The sequence below is a fragment of the Streptomyces sp. NPDC018000 genome (genome assembly GCF_044328025.1).
Lineage (GTDB): Bacteria > Actinomycetota > Actinomycetes > Streptomycetales > Streptomycetaceae > Streptomyces.
Map to the genome: position 1 here is coordinate 386,836 of NZ_JBIRGM010000002.1, position 15,888 is coordinate 402,723.

The 15,888-nt window shown below is 68.1% G+C and carries 16 protein-coding genes; 10 read left to right on the forward strand and 6 right to left on the reverse strand.

Going from position 1 to position 15,888, the window contains the following annotated elements; genetic code table 11:
* Nucleotides 1-34: 34 nt before the first annotated feature.
* The gene (locus tag ACH4EW_RS06310) at nucleotides 35-694 is read right to left on the reverse strand and encodes a response regulator (protein ID WP_398253304.1); all 660 of its coding nucleotides are present in this window, start codon (nucleotides 692-694) and stop codon (nucleotides 35-37) included.
* A 340-nt stretch (nucleotides 695-1,034) separates the two neighbouring features.
* Here ACH4EW_RS06310 and pdhA point away from each other — a divergent pair, with 340 nt between their 5' ends.
* The 3 genes from pdhA to ACH4EW_RS06325 are packed head-to-tail and all read left to right on the forward strand — an operon-like array spanning nucleotide 1,035 to nucleotide 4,592.
* The gene (gene pdhA, locus ACH4EW_RS06315) at nucleotides 1,035-2,207 is read left to right on the forward strand and encodes a pyruvate dehydrogenase (acetyl-transferring) E1 component subunit alpha (protein ID WP_398252154.1); all 1,173 of its coding nucleotides are present in this window, start codon (nucleotides 1,035-1,037) and stop codon (nucleotides 2,205-2,207) included.
* Between the two features lie 2 nt (nucleotides 2,208-2,209).
* A complete protein-coding gene (locus ACH4EW_RS06320) occupies nucleotides 2,210-3,190 on the forward strand; it encodes an alpha-ketoacid dehydrogenase subunit beta (RefSeq protein WP_398252157.1) in 981 nt (326 codons plus the stop codon).
* A 10-nt stretch (nucleotides 3,191-3,200) separates the two neighbouring features.
* Complete coding sequence (locus tag ACH4EW_RS06325) at nucleotides 3,201-4,592, forward strand: dihydrolipoamide acetyltransferase family protein (protein ID WP_398252160.1); 1,392 nt, start codon at nucleotides 3,201-3,203, stop codon at nucleotides 4,590-4,592.
* Nucleotides 4,593-4,603: 11 nt separating this feature from the next.
* Here ACH4EW_RS06325 and ACH4EW_RS06330 read toward each other — a convergent pair whose 3' ends face one another.
* Nucleotides 4,604-5,113, reverse strand: coding sequence for an ATP-binding protein (locus tag ACH4EW_RS06330; protein ID WP_398252163.1), 510 nt, complete (start codon nucleotides 5,111-5,113; stop codon nucleotides 4,604-4,606).
* A gap of 219 nt (nucleotides 5,114-5,332) precedes the next feature.
* Here ACH4EW_RS06330 and ACH4EW_RS06335 point away from each other — a divergent pair, with 219 nt between their 5' ends.
* The 3 genes from ACH4EW_RS06335 (at nucleotide 5,333) to ACH4EW_RS06345 (ending at nucleotide 6,878) form a co-directional block, all read left to right on the forward strand.
* Nucleotides 5,333-6,220 carry a helix-turn-helix domain-containing protein gene (locus tag ACH4EW_RS06335; RefSeq protein WP_398252166.1) on the forward strand — a complete coding sequence of 296 codons (888 nt, stop codon included), beginning with the start codon at nucleotides 5,333-5,335 and terminating at the stop codon, nucleotides 6,218-6,220.
* Nucleotides 6,217-6,399, forward strand: a complete 183-nt coding sequence (locus ACH4EW_RS06340; protein ID WP_398252169.1) for a DUF397 domain-containing protein — start codon at nucleotides 6,217-6,219, stop codon at nucleotides 6,397-6,399. Before ACH4EW_RS06335 ends, ACH4EW_RS06340 begins: the two co-directional genes overlap by 4 nt.
* A gap of 89 nt (nucleotides 6,400-6,488) precedes the next feature.
* A complete protein-coding gene (locus ACH4EW_RS06345) occupies nucleotides 6,489-6,878 on the forward strand; it encodes a VOC family protein (protein ID WP_398252172.1) in 390 nt (129 codons plus the stop codon).
* A 94-nt stretch (nucleotides 6,879-6,972) separates the two neighbouring features.
* On the opposite strand, the gene ACH4EW_RS06350 is transcribed toward ACH4EW_RS06345, so the two are convergent.
* Nucleotides 6,973-7,872 (reverse strand): D-alanyl-D-alanine carboxypeptidase family protein, encoded by a 900-nt coding sequence (locus ACH4EW_RS06350; protein ID WP_398252175.1) that lies wholly within the window; start codon nucleotides 7,870-7,872, stop codon nucleotides 6,973-6,975.
* Between the two features lie 175 nt (nucleotides 7,873-8,047).
* Nucleotides 8,048-9,007 carry a BRO family protein gene (locus ACH4EW_RS06355; protein ID WP_398252178.1) on the reverse strand — a complete coding sequence of 320 codons (960 nt, stop codon included), beginning with the start codon at nucleotides 9,005-9,007 and terminating at the stop codon, nucleotides 8,048-8,050.
* Nucleotides 9,008-9,164: 157 nt separating this feature from the next.
* On the opposite strand from ACH4EW_RS06355, the gene ACH4EW_RS06360 reads away from it, so the two are divergent.
* Both ACH4EW_RS06360 and ACH4EW_RS06365 read left to right on the forward strand, forming a co-directional pair.
* Complete coding sequence (locus tag ACH4EW_RS06360; RefSeq protein WP_398252180.1) at nucleotides 9,165-9,872, forward strand: GntR family transcriptional regulator; 708 nt, start codon at nucleotides 9,165-9,167, stop codon at nucleotides 9,870-9,872.
* Nucleotides 9,869-11,179, forward strand: a complete 1,311-nt coding sequence (locus ACH4EW_RS06365; RefSeq protein WP_398252183.1) for a nitrate/nitrite transporter — start codon at nucleotides 9,869-9,871, stop codon at nucleotides 11,177-11,179. The genes ACH4EW_RS06360 and ACH4EW_RS06365 overlap by 4 nt, the downstream gene beginning before the upstream one ends.
* Nucleotides 11,180-11,259: 80 nt before the next feature.
* Here ACH4EW_RS06365 and ACH4EW_RS06370 read toward each other — a convergent pair whose 3' ends face one another.
* A complete protein-coding gene (locus ACH4EW_RS06370; protein ID WP_398252185.1) occupies nucleotides 11,260-12,084 on the reverse strand; it encodes a maleylpyruvate isomerase family mycothiol-dependent enzyme in 825 nt (274 codons plus the stop codon).
* A gap of 169 nt (nucleotides 12,085-12,253) precedes the next feature.
* Here ACH4EW_RS06370 and ACH4EW_RS06375 point away from each other — a divergent pair, with 169 nt between their 5' ends.
* The gene (locus ACH4EW_RS06375) at nucleotides 12,254-13,054 is read left to right on the forward strand and encodes a carbon-nitrogen family hydrolase (protein ID WP_398252188.1); all 801 of its coding nucleotides are present in this window, start codon (nucleotides 12,254-12,256) and stop codon (nucleotides 13,052-13,054) included.
* 147 nt (nucleotides 13,055-13,201) lie between these two features.
* Nucleotides 13,202-15,025, forward strand: a complete 1,824-nt coding sequence (locus ACH4EW_RS06380; protein ID WP_398252191.1) for an NHL domain-containing thioredoxin family protein — start codon at nucleotides 13,202-13,204, stop codon at nucleotides 15,023-15,025.
* A 109-nt stretch (nucleotides 15,026-15,134) separates the two neighbouring features.
* Here ACH4EW_RS06380 and ACH4EW_RS06385 read toward each other — a convergent pair whose 3' ends face one another.
* Nucleotides 15,135-15,866 carry a DUF4232 domain-containing protein gene (locus tag ACH4EW_RS06385; RefSeq protein ID WP_398252194.1) on the reverse strand — a complete coding sequence of 244 codons (732 nt, stop codon included), beginning with the start codon at nucleotides 15,864-15,866 and terminating at the stop codon, nucleotides 15,135-15,137.
* Nucleotides 15,867-15,888 lie beyond the last annotated feature (22 nt).

The window sequence follows — 15,888 nt, forward strand, 5'->3', positions numbered from 1 at the left end:
GTTCAACCCTCCCGGCCTTCCCGCCGGGCGGCGTTCAGCCCTTCTCCGCCTGCAGCCTGGCCACGTACGCGGCGGCCTGCGAGCGCCGTTCCATGCCCAGCTTGGAGAGCAGACTGGAGACATAGTTCTTGATCGTCTTCTCGGCGAGGTGCAGCCGCTCGCCGATCACCCGGTTCGTCAGCCCCTCCCCGATCAGGTCGAGGATCTTGCGCTCCTGATCGGTGAGACGGGCGAGCTTGTCGTCGCCCCGGTTCTTCTTGCCGTCGCGCAGCCGCTCCAGCACCCGGGCGGTCGCCACCGGGTCCAGCAGCGACTTCCCGGCCGCCACGTCCCGTACCGCGTTCAGCAGTTCGTTGCCGCGTATCGCCTTCAGTACATACCCGGACGCGCCCGCCATGATCGCGTCGAAGAGCGCCTCGTCATCGGCGTACGAGGTCAGCATCAGGCATTTGATGTCGTCGTCCCGGGAACGGATCTCCCGGCAGACCTCCACCCCGCTCCCGTCCGGCAGCCGCACATCGAGCACCGCCACATCGGGCCGGGTCGCGGGGATACGGGCCAGCGCGTCCGCGGCCGTGCCGGCCTCGCCGACGACCTCGATGTCGTCCTCGACCGAGAGCAATTCATGGACTCCGCGCCGGACGACTTCGTGGTCATCCAGCAGAAAAACAGTGATTTTTCCTTGTTCGCGCACAAAATGCAGTCTCACACACTCGCCTCTTCCCTGCCGCCGAACGGCGGGATAACGTGCGGTTGTTCCGGCGGCCTGCAAGGACGTTCCCGGTGCTGTGACCAGCGAAAGCTCCCGACTTTTTCGATTTACTTGGAAATCCAAGCAAAATCGCAGGTCAGACAGGGTTTCGCAGTTATGCGGCGTACTGGGTAACGTGCTTTTGACAGGGCGCTCGCCGGGGCACCTGTCACGCCTGTTCCCGGACCGAGCGGCACCCACCCCGTGCACGGGTACGGACACAGGCGAGCCGCACTGGCTTCCCGGCAGACCCCGGGGGCCGGACCGACGGAGGAGCACGCAAGTGACCGTGGAGAGCACTGCCGCGCGCAAACCGCGACGCAGCAGCAAGCGGACCAGCGCCGTGAAAACGCCCGCTAAGACGTCCGCCAAGACGCCGCAGAGTTCCGAGCCCGAGCTCGTACAACTGCTGACGCCCGAGGGCGAGCGGGTGGAGCATCCGGACTACCAGATCGACCTGACCGCCGAAGAGCTGCGCGGTCTGTACCGGGACATGGTCCTGACCCGCCGTTTCGACGCCGAGGCCACCGCCCTGCAGCGCCAGGGTGAGCTGGGCCTGTGGGCCTCACTGCTCGGCCAGGAGGCCGCCCAGATCGGCTCCGGCCGGGCCCTGCGCGACGACGACTACGTCTTCCCGACCTACCGCGAGCACGGCGTCGCCTGGTGCCGGGGCGTCGACCCGACCAATCTGCTCGGAATGTTCCGCGGTGTGAACCACGGTGGCTGGGACCCGAACAGCAACAACTTCCACCTGTACACGATCGTCATCGGCTCGCAGACCCTGCACGCCACCGGCTACGCCATGGGCGTCGCCAAGGACGGCGCGGACTCGGCCGTGATCGCGTACTTCGGCGACGGTGCCTCCAGCCAGGGAGACGTCGCCGAGTCGTTCACCTTCTCCGCGGTCTACAACGCCCCGGTCGTCTTCTTCTGCCAGAACAACCAGTGGGCGATCTCCGAGCCGACCGAGAAGCAGACCCGTGTCCCGCTCTACCAGCGCGCGCAGGGCTTCGGCTTCCCCGGTGTCCGGGTCGACGGCAACGACGTACTCGCCTGTCTGGCCGTCACCAGGTCGGCGCTGGAGCGGGCCCGCCGGGGAGAAGGGCCCACGCTCGTCGAGGCGTTCACCTACCGCATGGGCGCGCACACCACCTCCGACGACCCGACGAAGTACCGGGCGGACGAGGAACGGGCCTCCTGGGAGGCCAAGGACCCGATCCTGCGGCTGCGCACGTACCTGGAGAAGCAGGGCGCCGCCGACGAGGCGTTCTTCACCGCGCTGGAGGCGGAGAGCGAAGCCCTCGGCAAGCGGGTGCGTGAAGCGGTACGGGCGATGCCCGATCCGGACCGGATGGCCATCTTCGACCACGTCTACGCCGACGGGAACCCGCTCGTCGACGAGGAGCGCGCCCAGTTCGCCGCCTACCAGGCATCGTTCGCCGAGGAGAGCAACTAGCCATGGCCATGGAAAAGATGTCCATTGCGAAGGCTCTCAACGAGTCGCTGCGCAAGGCCCTCGACACCGACCCCAAGGTCCTCATCATGGGCGAGGACGTCGGCAAGCTGGGCGGGGTCTTCCGGATCACCGACGGACTCCAGAAGGACTTCGGCGAGGAGCGGGTGATCGACACCCCGCTCGCCGAGTCCGGCATCGTCGGTACGGCGATCGGCCTGGCCCTGCGCGGCTACCGGCCCATCGTGGAGATCCAGTTCGACGGCTTCGTCTTCCCCGCGTACGACCAGATCGTCACGCAGCTCGCGAAGATGCACGCCCGGGCGCTCGGCAAGATCAAACTGCCGGTCGTCGTGCGGATCCCGTACGGCGGCGGCATCGGTGCCGTCGAGCACCACAGCGAGTCCCCCGAGGCCCTGTTCGCGCATGTCGCGGGCCTGAAGGTGGTCTCGCCCTCGAACGCGAGCGACGCCTACTGGATGATGCAGCAGGCCGTCCAGAGCGACGACCCGGTCATCTTCTTCGAGCCGAAGCGCCGCTACTGGGACAAGGGCGAGGTCGAGACCGACTCCATCCCCGGTCCGCTGCACCGGGCCGCGGTGGCGCGCACGGGCGCCGACCTCACGCTCGCCGCGTACGGCCCGATGGTGAAGGTCTGCCTGGAAGCGGCCGCGGCCGCCCAGGAGGAGGGCAAGTCGATCGAGGTCCTGGACCTGCGCTCGATGTCCCCGATCGACTTCGACACCATTCAGACATCGGTCGAGAAGACCGGCCGGCTCGTCGTGGTCCACGAGGCGCCGGTGTTCTACGGCTCCGGGGCCGAGATCGCCGCCCGGATCACCGAGCGCTGCTTCTACCATCTGGAAGCACCGGTGCTGAGGGTCGGCGGCTATCACGCCCCGTACCCGCCGGCGCGGCTGGAGGACGAGTACCTGCCGGGTCTCGACCGTGTGCTCGACGCCGTCGACCGCTCGCTGGCGTACTGAGGACTGGGACGTGACAACGATGACCGACACTTCCAACGCTGCTCGCTTCCGCGAGTTCAAGATGCCCGACGTGGGCGAGGGGCTGACCGAGGCCGAGATCCTCAAGTGGTACGTACAGCCCGGTGACACCGTCACCGACGGCCAGGTCGTGTGCGAGGTCGAGACGGCGAAGGCAGCCGTGGAGCTGCCGATTCCGTTCGACGGGGTGGTGCACGAGCTGCGTTTCCCCGAGGGCACGACCGTCGACGTCGGCCAGGTGATCATCGCGGTGGACGTGGCGCCGGGCAGCGGTGACGCGGCCCCGGCCCCGGCACCCGAGCCGGTCGCGGAAACGGAGCCGGAACCCGAGGCCCCCAAGGGCCGTCAGCCCGTCCTGGTGGGTTACGGCGTCGCCGAGACCTCCACGAAGCGGCGCGCCCGCAAGGGTGCCGCGGCGGCCGCGGTACAGGGTGAGATGAACGCTCACGGCGCCGCGGCCGTTCGGGAGAGCCGCCCGCTCGCCAAGCCGCCGGTGCGCAAGCTGGCCAAGGACCTGGGCATCGACCTGGCGACGGTCGTCCCGACCGGCGAGGGCGGGATCATCACCCGCGAGGACGTGCACGCGGCGGCCACGCCCGTACCGGCGCAGGCTCAGGCACCGGTCGCGGTGGAGGCCACGCCGTCCTTGGCCCCCGAGGCGCCGGTCCCCGTCGTCGCGGGCGCGCGGGAGACCCGTATCCCGGTCAAGGGTGTGCGCAAGGCCATCGCACAGGCGATGGTCGGCAGCGCGTTCACGGCTCCGCATGTCACCGAGTTCGTGACGGTCGATGTCACGCGCACGATGAAGCTCGTCGCGGAGCTCAAGGAGGACAAGGACATGGCGGGGGTCCGGGTCAACCCGCTCCTGATCATCGCCAAGGCCCTCCTGGTCGCGATCAAGCGGAACCCGGACGTCAACTCCGCCTGGGACGAGGCGAACCAGGAGATCGTGCGCAAGCACTACGTCAACCTGGGCATCGCCGCCGCCACCCCGCGCGGTCTGATCGTGCCGAACATCAAGGACGCGCACGACAAGACCCTGCCGGAGCTCGCCGCGGCACTGGGCGAGCTGGTCTCCACGGCGCGGGACGGCAAGACCTCCCCGGCCGCGATGGCGGGCGGCACGGTGACGATCACCAACGTCGGTGTCTTCGGCGTCGACACGGGGACGCCGATCCTGAACCCGGGCGAGTCCGCGATCCTCGCGGTCGGTGCCATCAAGCTCCAGCCGTGGGTCCACAAGGGCAAGGTGAAGCCGCGTCAGGTCACGACGCTGGCCCTGTCGTTCGACCACCGACTGGTCGACGGCGAGCTCGGCTCCAAGGTCCTTGCGGATGTCGCCACGATCCTGGAGCAGCCGAAGCGGCTGATCACCTGGGCCTGACGGTCCGTAGGTCACTCACCGCCGGTGGGCCCGCACGTTCCGACGCGCGGGCCCACCGGCGTATCCGTCGTCGTTTCCAGCGGCATGTCCACCGGCCGTTCGGTCAGGGCGAGTTCGGCGAAGACGGTCTTGCCGACCGTACGGGGTTCGACGCCCCAGTCGTCCGCGACCCGGGAGACGATCAGCAGCCCGCGCCCGTACTTCTCGTCGTCGGCGGCCTCGCGTACTCCCGGCAGCCGTTCACCGCGCGGGTCGCTCACCTCGATCCGGAGGACGGTGGCTGTGAGGACGAGGTGGACCCGGAAGAGCCGATCGCGCAGGGCGCCGTGCAGCAGTGCGTTGGTGGCCAACTCGCTCACCAGGAGCGCCGCGTCGCCGGACAGCTCAGGATGCCCCCACTCCGCGACGAGCCGGGCGGCGCGGCGGCGGCTGAGCGTGATGCTACGGGCGTACGGGGTGTAGTCGAGCCGGTCCTCGCGAAGTACGGGCTCGGGGGTCGGGGCCTCTTGGGCTGCGGTCATGGGCGCGAGCTCCTCGGGTGCGGGCGGTGGCGATGCCGACCTGCGTGGGGGCGGGGCGGTGCACTTCCGCCAATTGGGCCGCAGGGTGAGCGGCTGGGCACTGAACGTAGCGATCTCCGGTGGTCGACACAACCTACTTGGAGATATTTATCTCCAACGGGTGATTGTGGCTGTCCGATCACGCCATGCAGACTGTGCGTGCACAGGAGGTGTTGAACGGTGTCAAAAACGCGTGTGGGCTTGGGGAATCGCGTTTCTACAGTCCTCGCCCGCCAGTTGGGCGGTCAGTTGCTGACCTTCCGGGAGGCCGCAGGGCTGAATCAGACACAGGCTGCGGCTGTCCTCAGCGCTCAGGCGGCAAAGATCGCCAAGATGGAACACGGCTGGGTTCCGGTCAGAGATCCGGACGTTGCCGCGCTCTGTCGAGCGTATGGTGTCGATGACCCGCAAGTGGTCGAGGGATTGCTCAGGCTGGCCAAGCTCGACCGAGAACGGCGTAAGGCAAAAGGCTGGTGGACAACCTCACTCACCCCAGGAAGCCTGCGCGAGTACGTTGCGATGGAGGATGTCGCGCTCAGGGTGCGGACCTGGCAACTCTCTCTGATTCCTGGCCTGTTCCAGACGCCCGAGTACGCGAGAGCCCTTGCGGTGGCGGCTGTTTCGCCTGACAGGATCGACGAGGTCGAGCGTATCGTTGATGTGCGTGTGCGCCGTCAGCGTCGTCTGCGGGGCGAGAATCCTCTGCGGGTGCACGCGGTGATCTGGGAAGCCGCATTGCGCCAGATGATCGGCGGCCCTGACGTCATGGGACGGCAGTTGGAGCACGTGTGCCAGCTTGCGGAGCAGCCGGACATCGACGTGCAGGTGCTTCCCTTCCGGGCAGAGGTGAATCCCTGTAGTGGCGGACCGTTCAATATCCTCTCGTTCGCTGAGGAGAACGCCGTGGACGTCGTGCACATGGACGGGCTGCGTACCACCAACTGGGTGGAGGGAGCGGAGGAGAGCATGGCGTACTCCGAGCTGTTCGCGCGCACCTGCGCCATGAGTCTGTCGCCATACGATTCGGTGCGGTTCATTGCGAGTATCGCCAAAGGGACGAGTAAATGATCGAGTTCTGTTTCAGGAAGTCCAGCTACAGCGAAGCGCACGGCGAATGCGTCGAGGTGGCTGTCAACATCCCCGACACCGTCGCCGTCCGCGACTCCAAGAGCCCCGCCGGCCCAGTCCTGGTCGTCGCCCCCGCCGTGTGGGACGCCTTCCAGGACGGGCTGGTCCGGTCGGACTGACCCGTACCGGTGAGCAAGTGGACGTGCTGGTCAACATGCCATGCCTCACTGGAAGTTGGGCCAAAGAGGCTCGCTGTTAGGGTGGCCCGATGGCATCGGTCAAGAAGTTCCAAGTCACCTTCGACTGCGCAGAACCCGAGCGTGTGGCTCGTTTCTGGTGCGAGGTGTTGGGGTACGTCGTAACGCTGCCTTCTGAGGGACAGGGATCATGGGCTGTGTGCTCCGATCCCACGGGTGAGGGCCCGCGCATGTATTTCCAGCAGGTTCCCGAAGGCAAGGTCGCCAAGAACCGGGTGCATCTCGACGTGCGGGCCGGTACCGGGCTCGTGGGTGCGGAGCGTCTGGCCACGCTTGAGGCCGAACGTGATCGGCTGGTCGAGCTCGGGGCGGTGTGCGTGAACGTGCTGTACGCCGATGAGGAGAACGAGTCGTGCATCGTGATGCAGGACGTCGAGGGCAACGAGTTCTGCCTCGACTGAGCCGTCAGCAGGCCGGAGAGGCCACGTGACAGCGAGAGGGGCCCCGCGTGGTGCGGAGCCCCTCTGTTGTGGTGTGCTGCCGTGGCCGGCGGGACTACTTCTTGAAGCTGTAGTCCATGATCTTCTTCATGTCAGAGGTCCGGGTGGTCGCGCTCGTGGAGGACAGCACGGTGCCGATGACCGTCTTGCCGTTGCGGGTCGCGGCGAAGACCAGGCAGTACTTGGCCGTCGGGCCGGAACCGGTCTTCACTCCGATCGCACCGCTGTAGCTGCTGAGCATCGCGTTGGTGTTGGACCACGACATGTAGCGGTAGCCGCCGGACTTCGTGGTGACCTTCTGCTTGGTCGACTTGGTCTTCACGATCGTGCGGAACGTGGAGCTCTTCATCGCGCTGCTGGCGATCTTCGTCAGGTCGCGCGGCGTCGAGTAGTTCGAGCCGTTCCCTATGCCGTCGAACGAGTCGAAGTGGGTGTTCTTCAGCCCGAGGGACTTGGCCTGGGCGTTCATCTTGCCGATGAACGACTTCACACGGGCCGCGCGGGTGGTGCCGGAGCCGAACTTGTCGGCCAGTGCGTACGCGGCGTCGCAGCCGGACGGCAGCATCAGGCCGTACAGCAGCTGGCGGACGGTGACCTTGTCGCCCACGATGAGGCGGGCCGACGAGGCACCCTTGGAGACGATGTAGTCGCTGTACGCCTTCTGGATCGTGACCTTGGAATCCAGGTTGAGGTTCTTCTGCGACAGAACGACCTTGGCGGTCATGATCTTGGTGGTGGAGCCGGTGGAGCGACGGGTGTCCGCGGCCTTGCTGTACAGGGTCTTCGCGGTCCCGTTGTTCATCACGTAACCGCCCTTGGCGGTGATCGTGGGGGTGGGCAGCGTGGCAGCCTGCGCAGTGGAGGCAAATACGCTGCCCGAGATGACGGCACTCGCGGTGAGGGCCACGGTGGCAGTGGCGGAAACGCGGTTTATGTCCTTAATGCCGATTTTCAACTTGAACGCTCCAAATGCCCCTGGAATGCGGCCACATGAGGGTGCCGCTCGGTGATGAGACTCACGGGGTGGGTGAATGGATGTACCGATTTCCGGGGTGTTTTCGGGGCGTTCTCAGATGGCTCGGGTGGTGTCAGAAGTGCGGTTGCGGTGGCGCGGTCACGCCACGCCCCCGCTACGGATGGTTCAGGACATAGACCGGGGCCCCGTCCACCGTGCCGCCCCGGGAGCGGATGCAGGCGTGCTTGCGCATGAACCGCAGGCACTCGTTCACCCGGTGCACCGTGAGGCCCGTGCGGTCGGCGATGGACTCCAGGGACTGGGACAGCTCGCCCTCCGCGGCCAGTACGGGGGCGATGGTGGCGGCGACCGCCCAGACGTCCTCCGTCACGGACATGCGTGACCTCCAGTCGTCGAGGACGGCCTCGGCGGTGGGGCGTACCGGTTGCGCGGGTACGACGGTCGCGGGCGGGACCAGGGCGGAGCCGTCGGCGAACAGGGTGTCGAGGCGGTCGGCGATCCGTTCCAGCGCGCGTGCCGTGGCCCGCTGTGCGAGGAGCGTCTCGTGCTGTGCGGCTGCGAACTGCTCGTCCAGCCTGATGTTCCGCTCTTCGAGTCGGACGATCGCGTCGGCGACCTGAGCCGGCAGTGCGTGGACGACGGCGGGCGCGGTCGAAGCCGGTTCCGAGTCGGTCGGTCGAGGGTTATTGAGACTGTAACTGCCGTCCCGCTGGACCGCGATGATGACGTCGACGACCCACTCCTTGAACGGTCGGCACGAGAGCTTCGTGCAGCCGTTGACGAGGTGGATCAGTCCCCGGAGATCGATGACTTGCAGGTCTCGACGCCACTCTCTACCTGCGGGAACGCTGAGACCATATCCTCCAGTTACAGTCTCGAGAAAGTTCTGATGGCTCTTGGGCACGTGGTCATTGATCGCCTTTCGTGAGTTGGCGTATCCCAACTGCCTGCACACGTCCACCGCCGGAAACCAGTGCTTCCCGTCCGGCATGGTCAGCCGCCGGACCCGGGCCCCTGTCGCTCCGTACACGAAGTCGTTGATGTCGATCGCGTCATGCCGTGCGGGTGTCCGCCCCGCCCCGTCGGCCGCGTCCGGTGTGTTCTCCGTGGTCATCCGAACCACCTCCGTGACGGAACGTAAAGCGGAGCAAATCGAATGTGCCACCGGAAGCAAAAATGTTCATCACTACGGGGAGGGCTCTTGAGGTTTGGCTTGTCCGCATTCCGGATGAGCGAAGCGTATGTACGCATGTTGTATCTATGCTGTGTGCATGCCTGCCGCACCCCCTGTCGTGAAGCCCCCTGCGAACTCCGCCGCGAAGTCGACCGTGAAGTCCCCCGTCAAGCAGCCCCCCGCCGCCGAGCGCGTCTACGCCCATATCAAGGGGGCGGTCCTGGACCGCCGCTACGAGGGCGGCACGCTCCTCACCGAAGGCGATCTCGCCCAGGCCGTCGGGGTCTCCCGTACGCCCGTGCGTGAAGCACTGCTGCGGCTGGAGGTCGAGGGGCTGATCAAGCTGTATCCGAAGAAGGGCGCTCTCGTTCTCGCCGTCTCCGCACAGGAGATCGCCGATGTGGTGGAGACCCGGCTGCTCGTCGAGGAGTTCGCGGTCCGCAAGGCCGTGCCCGCCTCCGCGCAGTTGATCGGACGGCTCGAAGAACTTCTTGAGGAGCAGCGGCAGTTGGCCGAGGCCGGGGATCTGGCCGCCGTCTCCGTGAAGGACCGGTGCTTCCATGCCGAGATCGTGCGCAACGCGGGCAACGACATTCTCTCGCGCCTCTACGACCAGCTGCGCGACCGGCAGCTGCGGATGGGTGTTGCCGTGATGGAGGCGCACCCGGGCAGGATCGCGGCCAACATCACCGAGCACGGTGAGCTGCTGGAGGCGATCAGGTCGGGTGACGCGGACGGTGCCGCACAGGTCGTGCGGCGTCATGTCAGCCGGGTCAAGGTGCTGGTCAGGGGTGAGGACCGGTGAGTTCTGCCGCTGCTCCCACCCTGTCCCTGCCCGGAGATCCACCCGGCGGCCGGCGTGCCGTGCTGGTCTGGGGCACCGGTGTCGCCGTCTACTTCGTCGCCATCATCTTCCGCACCAGCCTGGGCGTTGCCGGACTCGACGCCGCCGACCGGTTCCACGTCAACGCCTCCGCGCTCTCCACGTTCTCCATTCTTCAGCTGCTCGTCTACGCGGGCATGCAGATACCTGTCGGCTTGATGGTCGACCGGCTCGGCACAAAGAAGGTCCTCACCCTCGGGGCCGTTCTGTTCACCCTGGGGCAGCTCGGTTTCGCGCTCTCCCCCTCGTACGGCATGGCGCTGGCGTCCAGGGCGCTGCTCGGCTGTGGCGACGCGATGACGTTCATCAGCGTGCTGCGGCTCGGTGCCCGCTGGTTCCCGGCCCGGCGCGGTCCGCTGATCGGGCAGGTCGCCGCGCTCTTCGGGATGGCGGGCAACCTCGTCTCGACGCTCTTCATCGCGCCGGCCCTGCACGAATTCGGCTGGACCACCACCTTCGTGGGCAGCTCCGCCGCCGGTGTTGTCGTCCTCGTACTTGTTCTGCTGTTCCTGAAGGACCACCCCGACGGCCACGAGCCGCCGCCCGTCGAGCACGCGGGCGCCGCCTACGTCCGCAAGCAGATCGCCGCCTCCTGGCGCGAGCCCGGCACCCGGCTCGGTATGTGGGTGCACTTCACCACGCAGTTCCCGGCGATGGTGTTCCTGCTGCTGTGGGGGCTGCCGTTCCTGGTGGAGGCGCAGGGGCTGAGCCGGTCCACGGCCGGTGAGCTGCTCACCCTGGTGGTGCTCTCCAACATGGCGTTCGGGTTGGTCTACGGGCAGATCATCGCCCGCCACCACGCGGCCCGCGCCCCGCTGGCCCTCGGGACCGTCACGGTGACGGCGCTGCTCTGGGCGTCGACCATCTTCTACCCGGGCGACCATGCACCGATGTGGCTGCTGATCGTCCTGTGTGTGGTGCTCGGCGCGTGCGGTCCCGCCTCGATGATCGGCTTCGACTTCGCACGGCCCGCCAACCCGCCCGAGCGCCAGGGCACCGCCTCGGGCATCGTGAACATGGGAGGCTTCATCGCCTCGATGACCACCCTGTTCGCCGTAGGCGTGCTGCTGGACGCGACCGGCGACAACTACCGGATCGCGTTCGCCTCGGTCTTCGTGCTGGAGGCGCTCGGCGTCGTACAGATTCTGCGGCTGTACTCGCGGGCCACCCACCGTGAGCGGGACCACCATGTGATCAGCCGCGTGGAAGCCGTGCACGTACCGGCGTAACGCGCTGTCGCGCCGGATCGGCGGCGAGCCCGTCCCCGCACGACGGGCGCCGCCGGCCACGGTGGTGCGGCGCTGGGGCGCTACGGCGTCACGGCGAAGTTCCGCAGGATCGCCTCTGCCAGTTCCTGATCGCCCTCGGCCTTGATCCGGTCTGCGACCGCCCCCGCGCGCACCCGCCCGCAGGCGAGGCGGTAGTACGTCTCCCAGTCCATCGCCAGCGTCACCGCGGGGCCGAGGGACGGTGAACCGTCCACCGAACCGCGGCCCTCCGCGTCGACCCTGACGGTGCGCAGGAACTCCAGCTCCCCGTGCACATCGATCACGATCGCCGAGTTGGGCGGCGCCCCCGCGTCCTTGGCGACGACCTTCGGCAGCCCGTGGAGCAGCGTGTCCCGGACGATGGTGGCGCCGGGGGAGTCAAGATTGCCGGGCCGGCCCAGGGTCATGCGCAGATCCTGCTCGTGCACCCAGACGTCGAAGACCCGCATCCGCAGTGCCAGTTCAAGGGTCTGCTCGGCGCCGAGCGGCGCCCGGACCATGGTCTCGGGGTCACGTGATTCGTTGCGCAGCTGACGTGCGCGGCGAATGATCGTGTACTCCAGCTCGGAGGTCATCTCCAGCGCCGTATGGTGGCGCCGCACATCGACCTGCATCTCCATGTAGCGGGCGAAGTCGTTCTGCACGTGGTAGAGGTCGCGCGGCAGGCTGTGGATCGGGCGCGGGTCGCCGAGCTGCTCGCACTCCATGCCGATGATGTGCGAGACGATGTCACGCACCGACCAGGCGGGGCACGGCGTACGGCGGTTCCAGTCTCCCTCGGCGAGCGGCTTCACCAGTTCGGCAATCGACTCGATGGAGTGGGTCCAGGCATCGGCGTAGGTCTGAAGGCTGGGATGGACGGTCACGGGACCCCTCGTGCGGTTCTGCGGTGCATGGGCTGGAGTGCTGGGCGCGGGCGGCGGGCTGCGTGGGAGGTTCGATCGCTAAGTTACGCTGCGAGCAGGCACCCCGGCAGTGCTTTCGTGTGACGATCGTAGGCCGTGTTGACGGCTCGAATGCCAGGACGGTGGTAGTGTGCGCGCCTCCCTCATCCAGATCGCAGTAGACCCGGACGAATCCGTCAATTCCCGTAGGGAACGCGCGGCCTCGCTGATTGCGGCCCAACGCGGTGCGGATCTGGTGGTTCTTCCCGAACTCTGGCCGGTCGGCGCGTTCGCGTACACCGCCTTCGAGGACGAGGCCGAGCCGCTCCAGGGGCCCACCCACGACATCATGGCGAAGGCCGCGGCCGATGCCGGGGTCTGGCTGCACGCGGGCTCCTTCGTCGAGCGCGCGGCCGACGGCACCCTCTACAACACCGCGCTCGTCTTCACCCCCGAGGGCGAGCGGGCTGCCGCCTACCGCAAGATCCACCGCTTCGGCTTCGACACCGGCGAGGCGGTCATGATGGGCGCCGGCGAGGAGCTGGTCACGGTCGCCCTGGCGCAGACCACCCTGGGTCTCGCCACCTGTTACGACCTGCGCTTCCCGGAAATGTTCCGTGGCCTGGTCGACGCGGGCGCCGAGACGCTGATCGTCGCGGCGGGCTGGCCGGAGCGTCGCCGTGCCCACTGGACGCTGCTGGCCCAGGCCCGCGCCGTCGAGAACCAGTCGTACGTCCTGGCCGTCGGCACCGCGGGCACCCACGCCGGAATCCAGCAGGCCGGACACAGCATCGTCGTCGACCCCTGGGGTGAGGTGCTTGCTGAGGCGGGCGCGGACGAGGAGGTGCTCACCGTGGAGTTCGACCCGTCGAAGGTTGCCGCCACGCGCGAGCAATTCCCGGCGCTCAAGGACCGGCGGCTCGGGCTGGCTCCGCCAGAGATGGGCAAGTAGCCACGTTTCACGTGAAACGCGCCGGGGCCAGCCCTGCTGCTCCTTGTCCGCGAGCGCGATGACGCACACCGATACAGCGATGAGCAGCGGTGCCACATCGGCGTCCTCCTGTACGACCGCCCGGCTGTGAATGGCACCCTGGACGGCATGAAGAAGCGTGCCCGTGTCCGTGCCCCTGAGCTGCAAGGCCGAGCCTGGATCAATACTGGCGGCAAGGAATTGTCCCTCGCGGACTTCCGAGGTCGCATATTGGTTCTGGATTTCTGGACCTTCTGCTGTGTGAACTGCCTGCACGTCCTCGATGAGCTGCGAGAGCTGGAGGAGAAGCACCGCGACACCGTGGTGATCGTCGGTGTGCACTCGCCGAAGTTCGTCCACGAGGCCGAGCACCAGGCAGTCGTCGACGCCGTCGAGCGGTACGAGGTCCACCACCCTGTTCTCGACGACCCGGAACTGGCGACCTGGAAGCAGTACGCCGTACGGGCTTGGCCCACGCTGGTCGTGATCGACCCCGAGGGCTATGTCGTCGCCCAGCACGCGGGCGAGGGCCATGCGCACGCCATCGAGAAGCTGGTCGAGGAGCTGGAGGCCGAGCACGGCGCGAAGGGCACGCTGCGCCGCGGTGACGGCCCCTACGTCGCGCCCGAGCCGGTCGCCACGCATCTGCGTTTCCCCGGCAAGGCCCTGCTCCTGCCCGACGGCGGCTTCCTCGTCTCCGACACCACCCGTCACCGCCTGGTCGAGATCGAACGTGACAGCGAAGGGGTTCGCCGCCATGTCGGCACGGGGGACAGGGGGTTCGCGGACGGCGGGCCCGACGAGGTCCGGTTCTCCGAGCCGCAGGGGCTGGCCGTGCTGCCCGACGGCCGGATCGCGGTCGCCGACACCGTCAACCACGCCATCCGCGCCCTCGAGCTCACCACTGGGGTGACGACGACCCTCGCCGGTACCGGCCGCCAGTGGTGGCAGGGCTCGCCGACGAGCGGTCCGGCACGGGAGGTCGACCTCTCCTCCCCCTGGGACGTCGCCTGGTTCGCGGACCGGCTGTGGATCGCCATGGCGGGGGTGCACCAGCTGTGGACGTACGACCCCGCGACACAGACCGTGCAGGTCGCGGCGGGTACGACCAACGAGGGCCTGGTCGACGGGCCGGCCGACGAGGCCTGGTTCGCCCAGCCATCGGGGCTTGCCACGTCGGCCGACGGGGAGCGGCTCTGGGTCGCCGACTCGGAGACGTCCGCCCTGCGGTACGTCGAGCGCGACGGCACCGGCTTTGCCGTCCGTACGGCCGTCGGCACCGGCCTCTTCGACTTCGGACACCGCGATGGCGGAGCGGAGCAGGCGCTGTTTCAGCACCCGCTGGGCGTGACAGCGCTGCCCGACGGGTCCGTCGCCGTCTGCGACACGTACAACCACGCGCTGCGGCGCTACGACCCCGCGAGCGGTGAGGTCACCACCCTGGCCACGGATCTGCGTGAGCCCAGCGACGCCGTGCTGGTCGAAGGCGATCTCGTGGTCGTCGAGTCGGCCCGGCACCGGCTGACCCGGCTGCGGCTCCCGGAGGAGGCCGTACGTGTCGTCGATCGGGCGCACCACACGCAGCGCGCGGCCACCGAGATCGCCCCGGGCGCGCTCCGCCTCGATGTGGTCTTCCAGGCTCCCGCCGGGCAGAAGCTGGACACCCGGTACGGTCCCTCGACCCGGCTGCTGGTCTCGTCGACCCCGCCCGAACTGCTGGCGGAGGGCTCGGGCCCCGGTACCGACCTGTTCCGCGATCTGGTCCTGGCCGACGGCATCACCGAGGGGGTCCTGCATGTGTCCGCGATGGCGGCGTCCTGCGACGACGACCCTGCGAACGAGTACCCGGCCTGCCATGTCCACCAACAGGACTGGGGCGTCCCCGTCCGCGTGAGTGCGGAGGGAACGCCCCGGCTGCCGCTGGTGCTGGCAGGGATGGACGAGCAGGCCTGACGGCGCGCGGAGCCCTGGATACGGAGGGGCTTCCGTGCCCGGTGCGGGGTCTGCGGCGAGGGGAGGGGCCGCGCCCCGCGGGGCGCGGCGTACGGCCTGGCTCAGCAGGTCAGGAGGTGGCCGCCTGCTTCATGGAGTTCACCGCGGCGGCAACCGTGCTCTCGTACAGGCCCAGCTTCGGGTCGAGCACCTTGACAGCGGGCCCGAGGTCGAAGTTCTGCGTGTCCGCGTTGGCCATGTGGTCGCCGTCGGCGAGAACGCTCATCTCGTTGATCCAGGTCATGCCGTCGCCGCCCTTCGGGTTGAGGTCGATCACCGCGATGGCGGCCGTCTTCGGCTTGACCGGGTAGGCCGGTGCGCCGCCCAGGCCGCCGGGAACCGCCGGCTGGATGTCCCCGCTGTGGTCCGAGGCCTTCGCGGCGCCCAGGCTGACCCGCGGGAAGTAGCTCAGGCCGCAGGAGTTCGCGCCGACGTTGTTGACCTCGATCACGTGCTGGGTGGCCGAACCCTCGCGGGGATACACGCGCACCGACAGGTCCCCGCTCTTGCACGGGTGCTTGTAGGCGTAGCTGTCGCTGGTGTCCCCGCCCGTCTTGGTGCTGCCGTTCGACGTGCCGGTCTTCGAAGTGCCCGTCTTCGTGGCTTCGGTGTTCTGCGCGGCACCGTCGGTCTTCGCGGTCGTCGCGTCGGTGGCGGGCTGGGAGGCTTCCTTCGAGGCGCCGCTCGCCGGGCCGGCGGACTTCGTACCGGTGCCGTCCCCGCCGCAGGCGGTGAGAGCCAGGGCGAGCACCGCGGTGGTCGCGGCGGCGAGGACGGTGGTGCGGTTGCGGAGAGTGCTCATGGAATTTCCCCCGAGTGAGACG

What these genes read in the sequence shown, in the direction of transcription:
- ACH4EW_RS06385 (WP_398252194.1), bottom strand. Translation starts at nt 15,866, where the DNA reads ATGAGCACTCTCCGCAACCGCACCACCGTCCTCGCCGCCGCGACCACC.
- ACH4EW_RS06345 (WP_398252172.1), top strand. Translation starts at nt 6,489, where the DNA reads ATGGCATCGGTCAAGAAGTTCCAAGTCACCTTCGACTGCGCAGAACCC.
- ACH4EW_RS06320 (WP_398252157.1), top strand. Translation starts at nt 2,210, where the DNA reads ATGGCCATGGAAAAGATGTCCATTGCGAAGGCTCTCAACGAGTCGCTG.
- ACH4EW_RS06330 (WP_398252163.1), bottom strand. Translation starts at nt 5,113, where the DNA reads ATGACCGCAGCCCAAGAGGCCCCGACCCCCGAGCCCGTACTTCGCGAG.
- ACH4EW_RS06355 (WP_398252178.1), bottom strand. Translation starts at nt 9,007, where the DNA reads ATGACCACGGAGAACACACCGGACGCGGCCGACGGGGCGGGGCGGACA.
- ACH4EW_RS06380 (WP_398252191.1), top strand. Translation starts at nt 13,202, where the DNA reads ATGAAGAAGCGTGCCCGTGTCCGTGCCCCTGAGCTGCAAGGCCGAGCC.
- ACH4EW_RS06340 (WP_398252169.1), top strand. Translation starts at nt 6,217, where the DNA reads ATGATCGAGTTCTGTTTCAGGAAGTCCAGCTACAGCGAAGCGCACGGC.
- ACH4EW_RS06360 (WP_398252180.1), top strand. Translation starts at nt 9,165, where the DNA reads ATGCCTGCCGCACCCCCTGTCGTGAAGCCCCCTGCGAACTCCGCCGCG.